Raw genomic sequence first — 14,850 nt, forward strand, 5'->3', positions numbered from 1 at the left:
CCTGCCTCCTGCCTCCTGCCTCCTGCCTCCTGCCTCCTGCCTCCTGCCTCCTGCCTCCTGCCTCCTGCCTCCTGCCTCCTGCCTCCTGCCTCCTGCCTCCTGCCTCCTGCCTCCTGCCTCCTGCCTCTTGCCTCTTGCCTCTTGCTCCTTGCCCCTGAAGCAGCGCAACGCGCCGCGCTGCGTTAAGCTTCGTCCTGACCCCACGAATGCCCGGCCCTGACCGCGCCTCGATCGATGGCCTCCCGGCACGAACTCAAACGCTATCGCACGAACCTCGCCGACGAGCTCGACAGCGCCGCGCTGTACGAGACGCTGTCGCGCGTCGAAAAAGATCCGCGGCGCCGCACGCTGTTCAGCCAGCTCGCGAGCGCCGAGCGCGTGCACGCGAACGTGTGGGCCGACAAGCTCCATGCGAACGGCGTGCGCGTGCCGCCGCACCGGCACAGCGTCAAGACACACCTGATGCGCGGCCTGATCCACACGTTCGGGCCGAACTACGTGCTGCCGTCGCTCGCCGCCGCCGAATATGCGGACCGCGACAAGTACGCGAATCAACCCGACGCCGAGCAGCTGTCTAAAGACGAACAGCATCACGCGGCCGTGATGCAGCAGATGGTCGCAGACGTCAAAGGGAGTGATCGGCCGCCGTCCATCGGCGCACAGATCGCCGCCGCCGAGTCGTGGCACAAGAACGTGACCTCGGGCAACGACCTGCGCGCGGCCGTGCTCGGCGCGAACGATGGCCTCGTGTCGAACTTCTGCCTGATCATGGGCGTCGCGGGCGCGGGAACGGGCAACAAGGCGATCCTGCTGACGGGCCTTGCGGGGCTGATCGCGGGCGCGTGCTCGATGGCGCTCGGTGAGTGGCTGTCGGTGACGAACGCGCGCGAGCTGGCGCGCACGCAGATCGCGAAGGAAGCGGACGAAATCGAGCACACGCCGGAAGCCGAGCAGCGCGAGCTGGCGCTGATCTTTCAGTCGAAAGGGATCGACGCGAGCGAGGCGAAACGCGTCGCCGAGCAGGTGATGCGCGACCGGAACAAGGCGCTCGATACGCTGGCGCGCGAAGAACTGGGCCTCGATCCGGCCGAACTGGGCGGCAATCCGTGGACGGCGGCGGGCGTGTCGTTCTGCCTGTTCTCGCTCGGCGCGATCTTTCCGGCGATGCCGTTCCTGTGGGCGCACGGCACGCCGGCCATCTTTCAGTGCATCGCGCTGAGCGCCTTCGGGCTGGCGGCTGTCGGCGTCTTCACGTCGCTGTTCAACGGACGCAGCGCCGCGTTCTCGGCGTTCCGTCAGATCGTGATCGGACTCATCGCGGCGGCCTTCACGTTCGGCGTCGGCAGGTTGCTGGGCGTGTCGATTTCGTGAGCACGATGGCGAGCGAGGATTTGTCCCGCGACGGGCCGCAACGACATGAACGAACCTTCGCGGTGCGCGTCGAGCCGCTCGGCCGCAGGTTCGACGCGCCCGAATCGCTGACCGTGCTCGAAGCGGCAGGCTTCGCGAATCTTCATCTGCCGCGCATGTGCCGCAACGGCACGTGCCGGACCTGCCTGTGCAAGATGACGTCGGGCCGCGTGCGCTACACGATCGAGTGGCCGGGCGTGAGCATCGAAGAAAAGGCGGAGGGCTACATCCTGCCGTGCGTGGCTATCGCGCAGAGCGATCTCGTGATCGAAGCGCCCGATGCTGCCGATCTGCCGACGCCCGCATCGCGGTGATAGGTCCGAACAGCCCCTGAATCGCGCACACTCGCCGCACCAGGCGGAAACCACTAGTTAATCGGCGAAAACCGCGGAACCTTATCGCCTTCGTGCTCGATCACCTCGAAGAACACCGACGCCGGCCGTGTCCAGATGGTGCCGTTTTCGGCGCGATAGACGATCATCGTAATGCTCGGGTCCGATTCGAGCGTCGCTTCGCAGATGAATTCGTAAATACCGCCTTTGTAGTGTCGATATCGCACGGTCACGGTCATGTCCTCGAAAGTGTCTGGAACGGATCAGGCAGCGCGGGCCGCGCGCCACAACCGCCGTCAGCTCGCGCCCTCTTTCATCTGCTTCAGATGCTTATAAACCGTCGCACGCCCCATGCCAAGCACGTTCGCGACATAGTTGGCCGAGCTCTTGCCGCGAAACGCGCCTTCCGCATACAGCGCTTCGACCAGTTCGCGCCGGTGCTCGCGCGTAAGGCCGTTCAGGCCGATCTGCCGCTCGCGCAGCCAGGCGTGCAGGAACGTGTTGATGCGCTCCTGCCAGTCGTCTCGGAACAGCTCTTCCGGCTGCGCGACGACGCCCGCGCCCTTGATGAACAGATCGAGCGTCGAGCGCACGTCTTCGAACACGGCGATGTTGAAGTTAATGCACATCATGCCCGCCGGCTGCCCGTTATCGTCGAACAGGATATTGCTCACGCAGCGCATGCGGCGGCCGTCCCAGTTTAGCTTTTCGTATGGGCCGATCACGCGCTCGCGCGCCGAATGATCGATCTCTTCGAGCGCGGAATCGTCGCCGATCTCCCGCTTCGACAGATTGTTCGCCAGATACAGCACCGTCTGGTCGTGCAGATCGTGGATCACGACTTCCGCGTACGGGAAGAACAGCGCGGCGATACCGTCCGCAATGGGCGCATAGCGGGTCAGCAGCAGGTCCTTGACGGGCGACGTTTTCTTCTTGCGCATCGGCGGGCAGTGGCAGTGTTCGCAGTGTCTCTCTGCGGTGTTCGTCGTGATGCCGCGCGTGCCCGACGGAAGAACGGCGCGCGGCGGCGGCTGATCGACATTGTAGCTATTGTGCGTGCGCCCGATCGCGCGTCAGATGCCGGTAGAGTTCGCTGGCGATCGCGACGTCCTCGATCCCCAAGCCGATCGAGCGGAAGAACGCGTGCCGCTCATAGCCTGGCTTTCCGCAAGTGCCCGCGACGAGCGACGGCAAATCGCCCTTCAGCGTCTCCGGCGACCAGCCGTGCTGCGCGGCGAGCTTCATTTCGCCCGCGCTGCCGGGTGTCGTCGCGCGATAGTCGCAGTACACGTCCATCTCGGGCAGCCACGCCGGATCGATTTCGTGCGCGTTGGCGGCGTTCGTGCTGATCGACGTGATCAGCGCGGGCTTCGTCAATGCGTCGCGCGGCAGAACGGGCGTGCCCGACGACGTGCACAGCATCACGACATCCGCATCCTTCACGCAGTCTTCGATGCTCGTGCTTGCGGCGGCGCGCGCGTCGGCGGCCCTGAACGCGGCGCGCTTCGCGTCGTCGTTCGCGAGACCGGGCGACCAGACGCGAATCGACTCCCACGCGCGCAGCGGCGCGACATGCCGCAGATGCGCGAGCGCGACAGCGCCCGCGCCGACGATCGCCAGCCGCGTCGCATCGGCGCGCGCGAGCCGGTCGACGGCGAGCGCCGTCGTGCCCGCCGTGCGTTCCGTCGTCAGCAGGCCCGCGTCGCACCACATCAATGGCTGGCCCGTTTCCATCGACATCAGCGCCGTCCACGCCGTGATGATCGGCTTGCCGCCCGTGACGATATACGGCGAGAGCTTCGCGCCGAACACTTTCGCGTCGGCGAGCGCGCCAAGATAGGTAATGAAGTCGCCGGCATCGTTCGGAAACAGCGTCAGCGTCTGCGGCGGCTGCACAGCGTCGGCGCAAGCCAGCGCGCGGAACATCGCAGTCAGCGCGCCGCGCACGTCGAGCGCGGGCAACGCTTCGCGGACGGCCTGTTCATCGACGGCAAGTGGCAAGGCGGTCATCATCGGGTCTGTCTCCTTCAGCGGCGAGTGATGTGTATGGTGCGAACGGTGATCCGTTCAAACGTAGACTTATAGTCTACTTGAGACTTTCCCAATCTGGACAAAAAATCTCCGTCGAGACACCCGTTTTGCGAGCGCCATCAGGCCGCTCAACGAGCCTTTTCGCGGCGCTCTTCCGCTTCCCGCAAGGCGCCGCGCGATGCGCGCGGGCATTTTTGATCACTGGACTATCGTATTCCCTATAGTCCATACTGGACTTTCCGTCTATATTTCATCTGCGCCGCCTGCCGCGTCCGCACCGATCATCAACGACAGGAACCGTCATGAACCTGAAGCTCTCTCTCGCCGCCGCCGTCCTCGCAATGACGGCAGGCGCCGCCCACGCGCAATCCGATACGCTGCGCTTCGGCATCGAAGCCGCCTACCCTCCGTTCGAAAGCAAGACGGCATCCGGCCAGCTTGAAGGCTTCGATGTCGACGTCGGCAACGCGGTCTGCGCGAAGCTGAAAATGAAATGCGTGTGGGTCGAGAATGCGTTCGACGGCCTGATTCCCGCGCTGCAGGCGCGCAAGTTCGACGTGATCAATTCGGCGATGAACATCACGACCAAGCGCAAGGAAAGCATCGCGTTCACGCCGCCCATCTATGTCGTGCCCATCGTGATGATCGCGAAGCACGGCTCCAGCCTGCATCCCGACGTGAAGAGCTTGCAGGGCAAGCGCGTCGGCGTGCTGCAAGGCTCGTCGCAGGAGGACTTCCTCAAGGCGCACTGGGCGAATGCGGGCGTGCAGATCGTGTCGTATCAGGATCAGGACCAGGTGTACGCGGATCTCGTCGCCGGCCGGCTGGATGCCGCCGTGCAGGAAGCGCAGACGGCCCAGGACGGCTTCCTGGGCAAGCCGGCAGGCGCGGGCTTCGAGATGGTCGGCGAGCCGCTGAAAGATCCGTCGACGCTCGGCGAAGGCACGGGCTTCGGCCTGCGCAAGGGCGACAAGGCGTTGCAGGCGAAGGTCGACGCCGCGCTCGACGCGCTCAAAAAGGACGGCACGCTGACGGCGCTCTCGCAGAAATACTTCAAGCGCGACATCATCGCGAAGTGATAGGCTTTCGAGCGGAAGCCGGCCGATCCGGCTTCCACAGGCGAGCGCGTGGCGACACGCGCTCGTTGCGCTTTGTGCTTCATCACACATCACATCAAAGACCACTCTGATCGCTATGGATTTCGACGTCATCGTGCTGGGAGCGGGAATTGTCGGCGTATCGTCGGCGCTGCATCTGCAGGATCGCGGACGGCGCGTTGCGCTCGTCGACCGGCGCGCGCCCGGCGAAGAGACGAGCTTCGGCAACGCGGGCCTGATCGAGCGCTCGTCGATCGTGCCGTACGGCTTTCCGCGCAAGCTCGGCACGCTGCTGCGCTACGCGCGCAACCAGTCGACGGATCTCTACTGGGACTACAAGGCGTTGCCCTCTTACGCGACGTGGCTCGCGCGCTTCTGGTGGGAATCGGCCCCACAGCGGCTCGCGGGCGCCGCGCACGACATGCTGCCGCTGATCGGCGCATGCGTCGAGGAACATGACCGGCTGATCGCGCGCGCGGGCGTCGGCGAGCTGGTGCACGACGGCGGCTGGATCGAGGCGTTCCGCACGCGCGCCGAATTCGACAACGAAGCGAGGGCGTCGGAAGACGCGATCCGCGAGCACGGCCTGCGCGTGAGCGTGCTCGACGCGGCCGCGCTGCGCGCGCAGGAGCCCGGTATCGGCGAAGGCCTCTGCGGCGCGCTGCACTGGAAGGACCCGAAGAGCGTGAAGAATCCGGGCGCGCTCGTCAAAGCGTACGCACGGCTTTTCGAAGCAGAAGGCGGCACGTTCGTCACCGGCGACGCGACGACCTTGCGTTCGTCAGGCGATGCGTGGACCGTCGACACGCAACACGGTGCGATCAGCGCGAAGGAAGTCGTGCTCGCGCTCGGGCCGTGGTCCGACACCGTGTTCGGCCCGCTCGGCTATCGCATTCCGCTGCGCGCGAAGCGCGGCTATCACATGCACTATCGTCCCGCGCGGCAGATGCTGTCGGTGCCCATCGTCGATACGGAACGCGGCTACGTGGTCGCGCCGATGGAAGGCAACCAACTGCGCCTGACCACGGGCGTCGAGATCGCGCAGCGTGGCGCGCCGCCGACGGGCATCCAGCTCGAACGCGTCGAGCCGCTCGCGCGCGCGACGTTCGGCCTCGGCGAACGCGTCGACGACAAGCCGTGGCTCGGCATGCGGCCCTGCACGCCGGACATGCGCCCCGTGATCGGCCCTGCGCCGCGCCATCGCGGCCTGTGGTTCGCGTTCGGGCACAACCATCATGGGCTGACACTCGGGCCCGTCACGGGCCGCATGCTCGCGGAGATGATGACGGGCGAGACGCCCTTCACCGATCCGAAGCCCTATCGCGCGGAACGCTTTTGCTAGGCTTCGCGCGCCACCTCAACCCGGCGCGCGCAGATAGAACAGCAAGAGCGACAACGAAACCAGCGAGCCCAGCGTCGACAGCAAAATGGTCTGCGACGTGATGCGCGCCTCGCGCCCGTAGAACTCGGCGAGCATGTAGGGGCCCGTGCCCGTCGGCAGCGCGGCGAGCAGCACGGCCATATCCACGACGTGCGCGGGCAGCGAAAAGACACGCGCGGCGATCCACCATGCGAGCGCGGGCTGCGCGATCAGCTTGATGGCCGTCAGCACGAGCGACGTGACGGACCCGGACGAGCCCTCCGCCGCCGGACGCCTTTCCGCGAGAAAGAGCCCGAGGCTCACCAGCGCGCAAGGACTCGCGGCACCGCTCAACAGCTTGAGGAACGACCCGGCGCTCTGCGGCAAGCTCACACCCGCGCTCGCGAACAGCACGCCCATGATCGGCGATGCGATCAGCGGATTCTTCATCAGCCGCCACAGCACTTTCGCGCCGAGCTTGTGCGGCGTGCGCTCCGTCTGCAAGCCTGCTTCGATCAGCACGATCGCGAGCGCGAACAGCACGCACGCGACGAGGATCGTGGCGATCGTCGTCGGCGTGAGGCTCGCCTTGCCGAACGCGAGCAGTCCGAGCGGAAAACCGATGTAGCCCGTATTCGGATACGACGCCGCGATCGCATCGACGCTCGCATCCGCGAGATTCCGCCCGCTCGCAAGGCGCGCGATCAGCACGACGACGAACACACCCGCGCATGCAATCGAAAACGTCGCGATGAATGCGGGCTGATCGAGCTGCCGCCACGTCGAGTGAGCCATCGTGTCGAACAGCAGCGCGGGCAGCGCGAGCCATACGACGAAGCGATTCAGTTCGGAAGCGGCCGCCGGCCCGAGCAGGTTGCGACGGCGGCAAAAGAAGCCCGCGAAGATCAGCGCGAACACGGGCAGCAGGATTTCGAGCGTGGACAGCATGAAGAGTGACGGCGCGCAGAAATGTCCAAAAGCGGAGACGTGCAAGCGTAAGCCGTTTACCCCGATACAATCCAATACCGAATCAAACCATCGACGATACCTTTTCTGCATCATGCTCGACGTCAAGCCGCTTCGCTATTTCGTCACGCTCGCGCAGACGCTGCACTTCGGCCGCGCGGCTGCCCGCCTCCACCTGTCGCAACCGCCGCTCAGCCGGCAACTCGCGTCGCTGGAAGCGTCGCTCGGCGTCACGCTGATCGAGCGCACTCCGCGCAGCGTCACGCTGACGGCCGCGGGCGAGCGCTTTTATGCCGACGCGAAAGCGATCCTCGCGTCGATCGAACAGGCCGCAAAGAATGCGCGCGCGGCGTCCGTCGGCGATACGGGCCAGTTGACCATCGGCTTCACGATGTGCGCGGCGCACAGCGTGCTGCCCGCCTATGCGCGCGCCTATGGCAGCGCGCATCCCGACGTCACGCTGAATCTGCGCGAAGTCGTGTCCAACGATCTCGCATCGCAGGTGCTCAATGCGCAGATCGACGCGGCGATCATGTTTCCGGGCGCGCCCGACAAGGGGCTCGACACGCGGACGATCTTCACCGAGCCGCTGTGCGTCGCGCTATCGCGCGATCATGCTCTCGCTCGCGCACGGCATCTGAAGATCGCGCAGCTCGCGCGCGAGCCGTTCGTGATGGCATCGGAGGCCGTTGCGCCGAGCCTGCGCGCGACCATCGTCGATCATTGCCTGCAAGGCGGCTTCACGCCCGATGTGCGCTTCGAGGTGCAGTTGCAACAGACGGTGCTGAGTCTCGTCGACGAAGGCGTGGGCATCGCGCTCGTGCCTGAGTCGATGCGCAAGGCGCAACTGCCGGGCGTGGTGTTCACGCCACTCGTCGATGCGCCGACGATCTCCCAACTGCTCGTGTGGTCGCCGTCGAACCGCAATCCGTGTCTTGCGCGGTTTCTGGCGATGGCGGTCGAACGGAAGGGAAGCGGGAAAAGCAGCGGGAAAGGAAGCGGAAAGGACACCGGAGCGCGCCCGCGCGTTCGTGCGCGGACGCGGCGATGACCCGTTACGGATAAGCTGACTTGCGCGCCGCCGTGTCCGACGCGCGCGCAATGCGTTCGCTGCGCTCGACCATCGCGCCGAACAGCAGGCCGATGGTCGCCCACATGAGCGCCTGCATGCCGAGCGCCGTCACGCGGAACTTCCACAGCATGACGGCCGGGAACGCTTCGGGCACTTCGTTGACGGTCGGCAGCGCGATCTGGATCGCAGCGATGATCGCCACGAACACGATGCCGCCCACGATCGACGCGTTCCACTCCCCGAGCCGCGCCAACAGATGCTTGCGGACCTTCATCGCGAACACCATCACGACGAGCGACGTGACGATCATCAGAAAGAAGAGCCCGGTGCGCATGCCGATCGTGTCCGGGTCGCCGACGGAAGGCGGATTCGCCGGATACTTGATGGTCGGCACGAGCACGACGGCGACGAAGGCGCCGAGCGCGAGCCATGCCGACAACGCGCGCGCGCCGAGGTTGCCCACGCGGCCATGCAGATACGCGAAGGTCAGCGCGAACAGCCCGCCGAACGCCATGCCATACGCGACGATGCCCGTCAGCAAGCCTAAGCCCGCCTGCGTGCCGCGACTGACGAGTTCTTCTTCGTGCGCGTCGCCGTGATCGTGTGCCGCATGCATCTTTTCTTCGAGCGAGATTGCCGTATCGACCAGCGGCTCGCCCGCGACGCGCGCGAACGCGAACGTGAGCAGGCCCGCGACGATGCCTGCGAGCATTCCTCGCATCAACAGCTTCCCAGCCATGGTGACGACTCCCCTATGCGATCAATGACCGATCAATGGCAAGGAAAGCCGAGCAGATGGCGGCCGTCGTGCACGAACTCATGCACATACATGCCGGGAATCAGCGAAGTCGCGCCCTGTTCGGCGCCGATGAAATACAACATGAGCAGCAACAGCAGCCCGCCGAAGATCACCCACGGCAGCAGTTCGCGCAGCGGGATCGGCGTGGGTTGGGCGGGTTGGACGGATTGACCGGCGTGGTCGAGAACGGCGTCGTTCATGACGGACATCTCCTTGGGGTTGCGCGCCCCGATAGTCGATTGAGGATGAAGTCGAAGCTTGGGTCTGGCTTCCGGCTTGTGTACTGCATGTCTGTGTACGCATTCACTACCGATTACAGTGGCGCGACCGCGCCGGGCTTGCACCGGCTTCCGCGCTTCGAGTGGCGTCTATTCTACGCGTTAAACTCGCGGACGATTTTCATTTTCTTCCCGTTCCCTGGATAAGAGCCCGCCATGCGCACACGCCTGTTGTTGATCAGCCACCCGGCGACGGCCGCACAGCGCAAAGGCGCATTCCCCGCCGACGAACGGCTCGACGCGCGCGCCATCGCCGACACGGCGCGCTTTCGCGCGTCGAACGGTATGCTGTTGAACGCCGATACTGCGCTGAGCAGCCCCGCTGCGTGCGCGCTCGAAACCGCACAGGCGCTCGGGCTCGACGCCGCCATCGCGCCGGAGCTGGCCGATATCGACTATGGCCGATGGCGTGGCCGACGTCTGAGCGACCTTGCAAACGAAGAGCCCGAAGCACTCGCTGCATGGATGCGCGATCCGTCGGCGGCCCCGCATGGCGGCGAATCGTTCGATGCGCTGATGCTGCGTGTGGGCCGCTGGCTCGGCGCATTCGAGCGCGACGGCATCGCACTCGCGATCACGCACGCGCCCGTGATCCGTGCGGCGCTGCTGCATGTGCTGCATGCGCCAACCGATGCGTTTGCGCGGATCGAGATCGCGCCGCTTTCGATCGTCGAATTGCAGCGCGGCGAGCGCGACTGGACCTGGTGGCCCGCGCAGCGCTCGTAAGCACATAAACTCATAGACCCCGTAAAGCTCATAAGGCCGGGCACGACAACACCTGCTGCGCATTGACGGTCGTGCCGGGCATGCCGCTCGTGGCAGGCGTGCCTTGCACCGGCATCGCGATCAGGCGCACGGCATCCGGGCTCGCATTCGCGAGCACATAGCGTTCGGGGCGGCCTTGCGGCTGCCAGTACGCGCGATAGACGCCGTCATCCGACATCACATGCAGCGTGCCGCGCACCGTCTTGCCGCCTGCGATGAAATCGACGGGCTCGCCGTTGCGCAATGCAAAGCCGCTCGCCGCCGTGACGCTCGATGCGCCCGACGCGGCCGCGCCGCCGCTCGCGCCCGACAGCACGCCGCAGGATGCATCGCCCGTCGCCGCGACCGACAGTTGAGCGACCGTCCATAGCGCGAGGGGCGCAATCGTTCTGAATGTCATGAAGTGCCTCGTGTCGCCTGGGGCATCAGATTGATCCGGCTTGAGCATGAGTGTTGAGAACGCAGATTTCGAGCTTAAAGTGCTGGACTTCGTTCCGGGGATTTGATCGGAGATCGAGCGCCATACGAAGGGTCGTATCCAACATCTCGTGCGCGTGCGCAAATCGCGCGTCATGCACGCGCGCGAATCTGGACCGCATGGCACTGCACATTTTGACTTGCGATAAGGGTCGAGTCCTTCAAAAGCATCCACCGACAAGAGGCAACCGATGGCTACGCTCGAAGCGTTTCGTACCGTGCTCGACGATGCACGCATACCCGGGATCATCCGCAATCGCATCATCGATTCGCTGCGATCTGCGCTGCGCAATCACGGCCAGATCTTCACGTCGAAGGAGATCGAATGGATCGCGAAATGGGACCACGCGCGAATGCCCCTCGCCGCGGCGCGCGAGCTGTGAAAGCGCAGGACCCAAGACGCGCAATAGCCCGACCATCGCGTGCGCTGAGGCCGCCGCTTGATCCGCTTTGCCTGACAGATGCCGGCCCAAGAAAGCCTGCGCTACACAGAGGCCTGTTTTTAGGGCATAATATGTGCATTGCAGTAACTCGCCGGCATAATCTGGCGATCTGCCTGATCGCAACGTTTCAATGTTGTTCAAACGTCTTCATCGCGTTGCGTCAGGTTGCACGAATCGTTGAGCCAATCGTGTTACATCGCAGCCGTTCAGCCACCGCAATAAAAACAGGCGGCAGGCGTCGGCGGTCCCCGTCACTCCGGCAACGCGCTACGCGCCAATACCAAACAGGGTGACATTCGTCATGCGTCCGGTGCCTTCGCGGCATCAACGTAGTGTTCTCCATGGTTCCGCGTGTATCGCGGCTGCGTTCGAGTCAGCGCTTACGGCTCACGCCAACATTTTTCCATTGCGGCGCGCTCATATTGCCGCGCCGCCGGTTGCCCCGTTCGTCGCGCATCGCTCGTCCATTGCGCGCGCCGGCAGCCCGCACGACAGGAGTACGCATATGGTCAAGACCTACAAGGGCTATGAAATTCATCCGCTCGTCTATCCGCGCCGCACGGCGAGCGGCGTGACCAATCGCAATTCGATCGACGGCGGTTACGACGCGTCGGTGCGCATCTGCCGCGTCGGCGCGAGTGCCGCCGACGAAGGCCGGGTGTTCCGCATCGCGCAGTTCCGGCCGTTCGAAGGCGCGGGCAAGGCGCGCATGGCCTGCATGGAACATGCGGCGCAGGTGATCGACGGTCGGGTCGACGGTCAATCCGTTTCCGATCTCTGACGCACGCGCGCCACCCAAGGCGCGTTCCCGCTGCTTCACACGCATCACCGCGACAGCGTAAGGGCTGCCGCGCAAGACACGCTGCGCGCCGCGCGCAGCTCCCTTCCCTCATCGACCAGGAGTTTGCATGGCGAAAGAAGACCTCATTGAACTGGACGGCATTGTCGACGAAGTGCTGCCCGATAGCCGCTATCGCGTGACGCTGGATAACGGCGTCGTCGTGGGCGCGTATGCGTCGGGCCGCATGCGCAAGAATCACATCCGTATCCTCGCGGGCGACCGCGTGACGCTCGAGCTGTCCGTCTACGACCTGACCAAAGGGCGCATCAACTTCCGCCACAAGGACGAGCGCAGCAGCGCACCGCGCAGCGCACCCATGCGCCGCCGCTGACGTCCTCTCTCATCGTTTCCTCATTCACTCACGCGCGTCGCGCCCGACACGGCCGGACGCTGACAACGCTTTGGCGCACGATGCATGCGCATGGTGCGTCGACGCTGCGTTGATGATGCGCCGGCAATACAGGCAACGTATCGCGCGCAACACCTCCCTCCCGCTCACGCGCGGAATACGGCGCTCATATCGTCGCTCGCGCCCGTCTGCATGCGCGTCACGACGCGCTCTTCCAGCTCCGCGAGATGTACACGCATTGCTTCGAGCGCGGCAGGCAGATCGCCGCTGTCGAGCGCCTCGACGAGTTGCGCGTGCTCATCGGCGGAACAGGTCGTGCCCTTCGACGGATCGTAGAGCGCCTTGTACAACTCCGTCTTCGCAACCAGTTGCGCGACGAAGCCCTGCAACTCGGCGCCGCCCGCGATCTGCGTGAGCAGCACATGAAACTGCCCGGCAAGGCGCACCTGCTCGTCCACGCGCCCTTGCTTCAAGACCTTCTTCTCACTCGCGACATGCGCCTTCAGCAGACGCCTGTCCTGCGCCGACAACGCGCCGCATAGCGCCGTGACGATGCCCGCCTCGACGATCTGCCGCGCGCGGTAGACCTGCCGCACGTCGCTCTCCGACGGCGACGGCACGAACGCGCCGCGATTCGCTTCGAGCACGAGCTTGCCTTCGAATCCGAGCCGCGCGAGCACCTTACGCAGCGCACCGCGCGTGCAACCGAACGCGGCTGCGAGATCGCGCTCGACGAGTTGCGCGCCCGGGCGCAGACGGCCTTCGAGCAGTGCCTTCGTGATCGACGCGTAGATGCGTTCTTCGACGTTGTCGTCGTCGGCGGCGGATGGCGGAGTTTTCGGGCGTGAGGCCATGGTGACGTGAGGTAAGCGGATGTAGCCAGGCACGAGCCGCGCAGGCAGCGGCAGAAAAAAGCACCTGAAGCGGCCGTATTGTAGCCATCGGCGCGCGCGGCTGCATCCACATCGGACGATGCCGGTGCAAATACCGGCCATATCGGCTCACGGAAAAATGGTTAACCATTTTAAGCTATCATGGTTGACCAAAATCCACGCTTCTCTTGCGAGGCATTCCAGTGAACCAGACTCCCGGCATCGACACCACGCAGATTTCTCGCCCCAAGGCAGCCACGGGCCTATCGTGGAGCGACGGGATCTGGCTTGCCGCGATCGTCGCGATCGGCCTCAATCTGCGGCCGCTGCTGACGTCCGTCAGTCCGTTGATGGCGACGATTCGCGCCGCCACGGGCCTGAGCTTTTCCGGTGCATCGCTTCTGACGAGCCTGCCTGTCGTCGCGATGGGATTCGGCGCGCTCGGCGCGGGCATGCTCACGCGCATCGTCGGCGAGACGCGCGGCGTCGCGCTGGGGCTGCTGGGCATCGCGCTTGCGTGTGGCGCGCGCTTTACCGCATCGAGCGGCGTGGCCTTGCTGATGACGGCGCTGCTCGCCGGCATCGGCGTCGCGGCCATTCAGGCGCTGCTGCCCGGTGTGATGAAGCAGCGCTTTCATGCGCGCGTGCCGCTTGCGATGGGCCTGTTCTCCGCATCGATCATGGGCGGCGGCGGCCTCGGCGCGAGCCTGAGCCCCTTCATCGCGCGAGCGTTCGATTCGTGGCAGGCCGGTCTCGCCGTCTGGGCCGCGCCCGCCGCGCTCGCCTGCGCATGCTGGCTCGTGCTGCATCGTTCGGCGTCGGGCGATGCTCGCGCCGTGCGTGCAGCGGACCCGCTGTCCCGCGCGCCACACGTCGCGATGTGGCGCAAGCGCCGCGCGTGGTCGCTCGGGCTGCACTTCGGCCTCGTCAACGGCGGGTACACGACGCTCGTCGCCTGGCTGCCCGCTTACTATCAGCAGCGCGGCACGAGCGTCGCGCACAGCGGCTCGCTGCTCGCGGCGATGACCGTGTTCCAGGCCGCATCCGCGTTGCTGCTGCCGCTCGTCGCTTCGTCGTTCCGCGACCGCAGGCCGTGGCTCGTCGCGGGTCTGTCGGCGCAGTTGCTCGGCATCGTCGGCTTGCTCGCGTTTCCCGACGATGCGCCGCTCGCGTGGATCGCAATCGCCGGCGCCGGACTCGGCGGAACGTTCTCGCTGACGCTCGTGACCGCCCTCGATCACGCCGACGATCACCGCATCGCGGGGCGGCTCGTCGCGTTCGTGCAGGGCATCGGCTTTATCGTTGCGGCGATTTCGCCCGTGGCCGCGGGGCGTCTGCGCGATCTGACGGGCAGCTTCTCTGCCGCGTGGATCATGCTCGCGGTCTGCATCGCCGCGATGATCGCGCTGACCTTCGCGTTCTCGCCGCGCACCTACAAGCGATGGCTCGGGCCGCGATAACGCGCCCGCTTCACGCACAAAACACAATGCGCACACAACACGACGCGCGCGCCGTCAGTGCGCTTGCCCGCGCTAAATGAGTGCAGCGTGCCACGTCGCGCACTGCTGCGGTGCAATACAAGAAATCGCTGACCAATCCGCGAAGCCTTGTCCAGCAAGCCTCCCAGCCATTGCTGCCTGATGGCATGCAAGTTGCGAATAGGTGAGCGCTACTTGCAAGGGCGCAAGGCGGCACGAGTGGCGGCGACCGGAAAGCGCGGCCACGCAGGAATCTGGCAACGCGGCACCCTCCCGCGCG

18 protein-coding genes are annotated in these 14,850 nt (G+C 65.5%); 10 read left to right on the forward strand and 8 right to left on the reverse strand.

The window, feature by feature from the left end; translation table 11 throughout:
- Positions 1 to 234 precede the first annotated feature (234 nt).
- Entirely contained in the window at positions 235 to 1,371 is a 1,137-nt protein-coding gene (locus AB4Y32_RS34325; protein WP_368725564.1) for a VIT1/CCC1 transporter family protein, read from the forward strand.
- 5 nt (positions 1,372 to 1,376) lie between these two features.
- A complete protein-coding gene (locus AB4Y32_RS34330; protein ID WP_368725565.1) occupies positions 1,377 to 1,724 on the forward strand; it encodes a 2Fe-2S iron-sulfur cluster-binding protein in 348 nt (115 codons plus the stop codon).
- A gap of 53 nt (positions 1,725 to 1,777) precedes the next feature.
- Here AB4Y32_RS34330 and AB4Y32_RS34335 read toward each other — a convergent pair whose 3' ends face one another.
- The 3 genes from AB4Y32_RS34335 to AB4Y32_RS34345 form a co-directional block, all read right to left on the reverse strand.
- Positions 1,778 to 1,981 (reverse strand): DUF1653 domain-containing protein, encoded by a 204-nt coding sequence (locus tag AB4Y32_RS34335; protein ID WP_368725566.1) that lies wholly within the window; start codon positions 1,979 to 1,981, stop codon positions 1,778 to 1,780.
- A 57-nt stretch (positions 1,982 to 2,038) separates the two neighbouring features.
- Positions 2,039 to 2,683 carry a transcriptional regulator gene (locus AB4Y32_RS34340; protein WP_368725567.1) on the reverse strand — a complete coding sequence of 215 codons (645 nt, stop codon included), beginning with the start codon at positions 2,681 to 2,683 and terminating at the stop codon, positions 2,039 to 2,041.
- 106 nt (positions 2,684 to 2,789) lie between these two features.
- On the reverse strand, positions 2,790 to 3,755 hold the full coding sequence (locus AB4Y32_RS34345) for an ornithine cyclodeaminase family protein (protein ID WP_368725568.1): 966 nt from the start codon (positions 3,753 to 3,755) through the stop codon (positions 2,790 to 2,792).
- A 320-nt stretch (positions 3,756 to 4,075) separates the two neighbouring features.
- Here AB4Y32_RS34345 and AB4Y32_RS34350 point away from each other — a divergent pair, with 320 nt between their 5' ends.
- On the forward strand, positions 4,076 to 4,852 hold the full coding sequence (locus AB4Y32_RS34350) for an ABC transporter substrate-binding protein (RefSeq protein ID WP_368725569.1): 777 nt from the start codon (positions 4,076 to 4,078) through the stop codon (positions 4,850 to 4,852).
- A 115-nt stretch (positions 4,853 to 4,967) separates the two neighbouring features.
- The gene (locus AB4Y32_RS34355) at positions 4,968 to 6,212 is read left to right on the forward strand and encodes an NAD(P)/FAD-dependent oxidoreductase (RefSeq protein ID WP_368725570.1); all 1,245 of its coding nucleotides are present in this window, start codon (positions 4,968 to 4,970) and stop codon (positions 6,210 to 6,212) included.
- 15 nt (positions 6,213 to 6,227) lie between these two features.
- Here AB4Y32_RS34355 and AB4Y32_RS34360 read toward each other — a convergent pair whose 3' ends face one another.
- Entirely contained in the window at positions 6,228 to 7,178 is a 951-nt protein-coding gene (locus tag AB4Y32_RS34360; protein WP_368725571.1) for an AEC family transporter, read from the reverse strand.
- A gap of 112 nt (positions 7,179 to 7,290) precedes the next feature.
- Between AB4Y32_RS34360 and AB4Y32_RS34365 the strand changes: the two genes are divergently transcribed.
- The gene (locus tag AB4Y32_RS34365) at positions 7,291 to 8,247 is read left to right on the forward strand and encodes a LysR substrate-binding domain-containing protein (protein ID WP_368725572.1); all 957 of its coding nucleotides are present in this window, start codon (positions 7,291 to 7,293) and stop codon (positions 8,245 to 8,247) included.
- A gap of 4 nt (positions 8,248 to 8,251) precedes the next feature.
- On the opposite strand, the gene AB4Y32_RS34370 is transcribed toward AB4Y32_RS34365, so the two are convergent.
- Positions 8,252 to 9,007 carry a CbtA family protein gene (locus AB4Y32_RS34370; protein ID WP_368725573.1) on the reverse strand — a complete coding sequence of 252 codons (756 nt, stop codon included), beginning with the start codon at positions 9,005 to 9,007 and terminating at the stop codon, positions 8,252 to 8,254.
- A 32-nt stretch (positions 9,008 to 9,039) separates the two neighbouring features.
- On the reverse strand, positions 9,040 to 9,267 hold the full coding sequence (locus AB4Y32_RS34375; RefSeq protein ID WP_368725574.1) for a CbtB domain-containing protein: 228 nt from the start codon (positions 9,265 to 9,267) through the stop codon (positions 9,040 to 9,042).
- Positions 9,268 to 9,501: 234 nt separating this feature from the next.
- On the opposite strand from AB4Y32_RS34375, the gene AB4Y32_RS34380 reads away from it, so the two are divergent.
- A complete protein-coding gene (locus AB4Y32_RS34380; RefSeq protein WP_368725575.1) occupies positions 9,502 to 10,071 on the forward strand; it encodes a histidine phosphatase family protein in 570 nt (189 codons plus the stop codon).
- 28 nt (positions 10,072 to 10,099) lie between these two features.
- Here the strand turns inward: AB4Y32_RS34380 and AB4Y32_RS34385 are convergent, their stop codons facing one another.
- A complete protein-coding gene (locus tag AB4Y32_RS34385; protein WP_368725576.1) occupies positions 10,100 to 10,510 on the reverse strand; it encodes a hypothetical protein in 411 nt (136 codons plus the stop codon).
- 268 nt (positions 10,511 to 10,778) lie between these two features.
- Between AB4Y32_RS34385 and AB4Y32_RS34390 the strand changes: the two genes are divergently transcribed.
- The 3 genes from AB4Y32_RS34390 (at position 10,779) to infA (ending at position 12,202) form a co-directional block, all read left to right on the forward strand.
- Positions 10,779 to 10,970: a hypothetical protein gene (locus AB4Y32_RS34390; protein ID WP_368725577.1), complete on the forward strand. Its 192-nt coding sequence runs from the start codon at positions 10,779 to 10,781 to the stop codon at positions 10,968 to 10,970.
- Positions 10,971 to 11,535: 565 nt separating this feature from the next.
- On the forward strand, positions 11,536 to 11,811 hold the full coding sequence (locus AB4Y32_RS34395; RefSeq protein ID WP_368725578.1) for a hypothetical protein: 276 nt from the start codon (positions 11,536 to 11,538) through the stop codon (positions 11,809 to 11,811).
- Positions 11,812 to 11,938: 127 nt separating this feature from the next.
- A complete protein-coding gene (gene infA, locus AB4Y32_RS34400) occupies positions 11,939 to 12,202 on the forward strand; it encodes a translation initiation factor IF-1 (protein WP_087739287.1) in 264 nt (87 codons plus the stop codon).
- A 164-nt stretch (positions 12,203 to 12,366) separates the two neighbouring features.
- Here the strand turns inward: infA and AB4Y32_RS34405 are convergent, their stop codons facing one another.
- The gene (locus tag AB4Y32_RS34405; protein WP_368725579.1) at positions 12,367 to 13,074 is read right to left on the reverse strand and encodes a GntR family transcriptional regulator; all 708 of its coding nucleotides are present in this window, start codon (positions 13,072 to 13,074) and stop codon (positions 12,367 to 12,369) included.
- A 221-nt stretch (positions 13,075 to 13,295) separates the two neighbouring features.
- Here AB4Y32_RS34405 and AB4Y32_RS34410 point away from each other — a divergent pair, with 221 nt between their 5' ends.
- Positions 13,296 to 14,552 (forward strand): cyanate transporter, encoded by a 1,257-nt coding sequence (locus tag AB4Y32_RS34410; RefSeq protein WP_368725580.1) that lies wholly within the window; start codon positions 13,296 to 13,298, stop codon positions 14,550 to 14,552.
- Positions 14,553 to 14,850: the final 298 nt, after the last annotated feature.

Source organism: Paraburkholderia phymatum (genome assembly GCF_040965635.1).
Classification (GTDB): domain Bacteria; phylum Pseudomonadota; class Gammaproteobacteria; order Burkholderiales; family Burkholderiaceae; genus Paraburkholderia; species Paraburkholderia phymatum_B.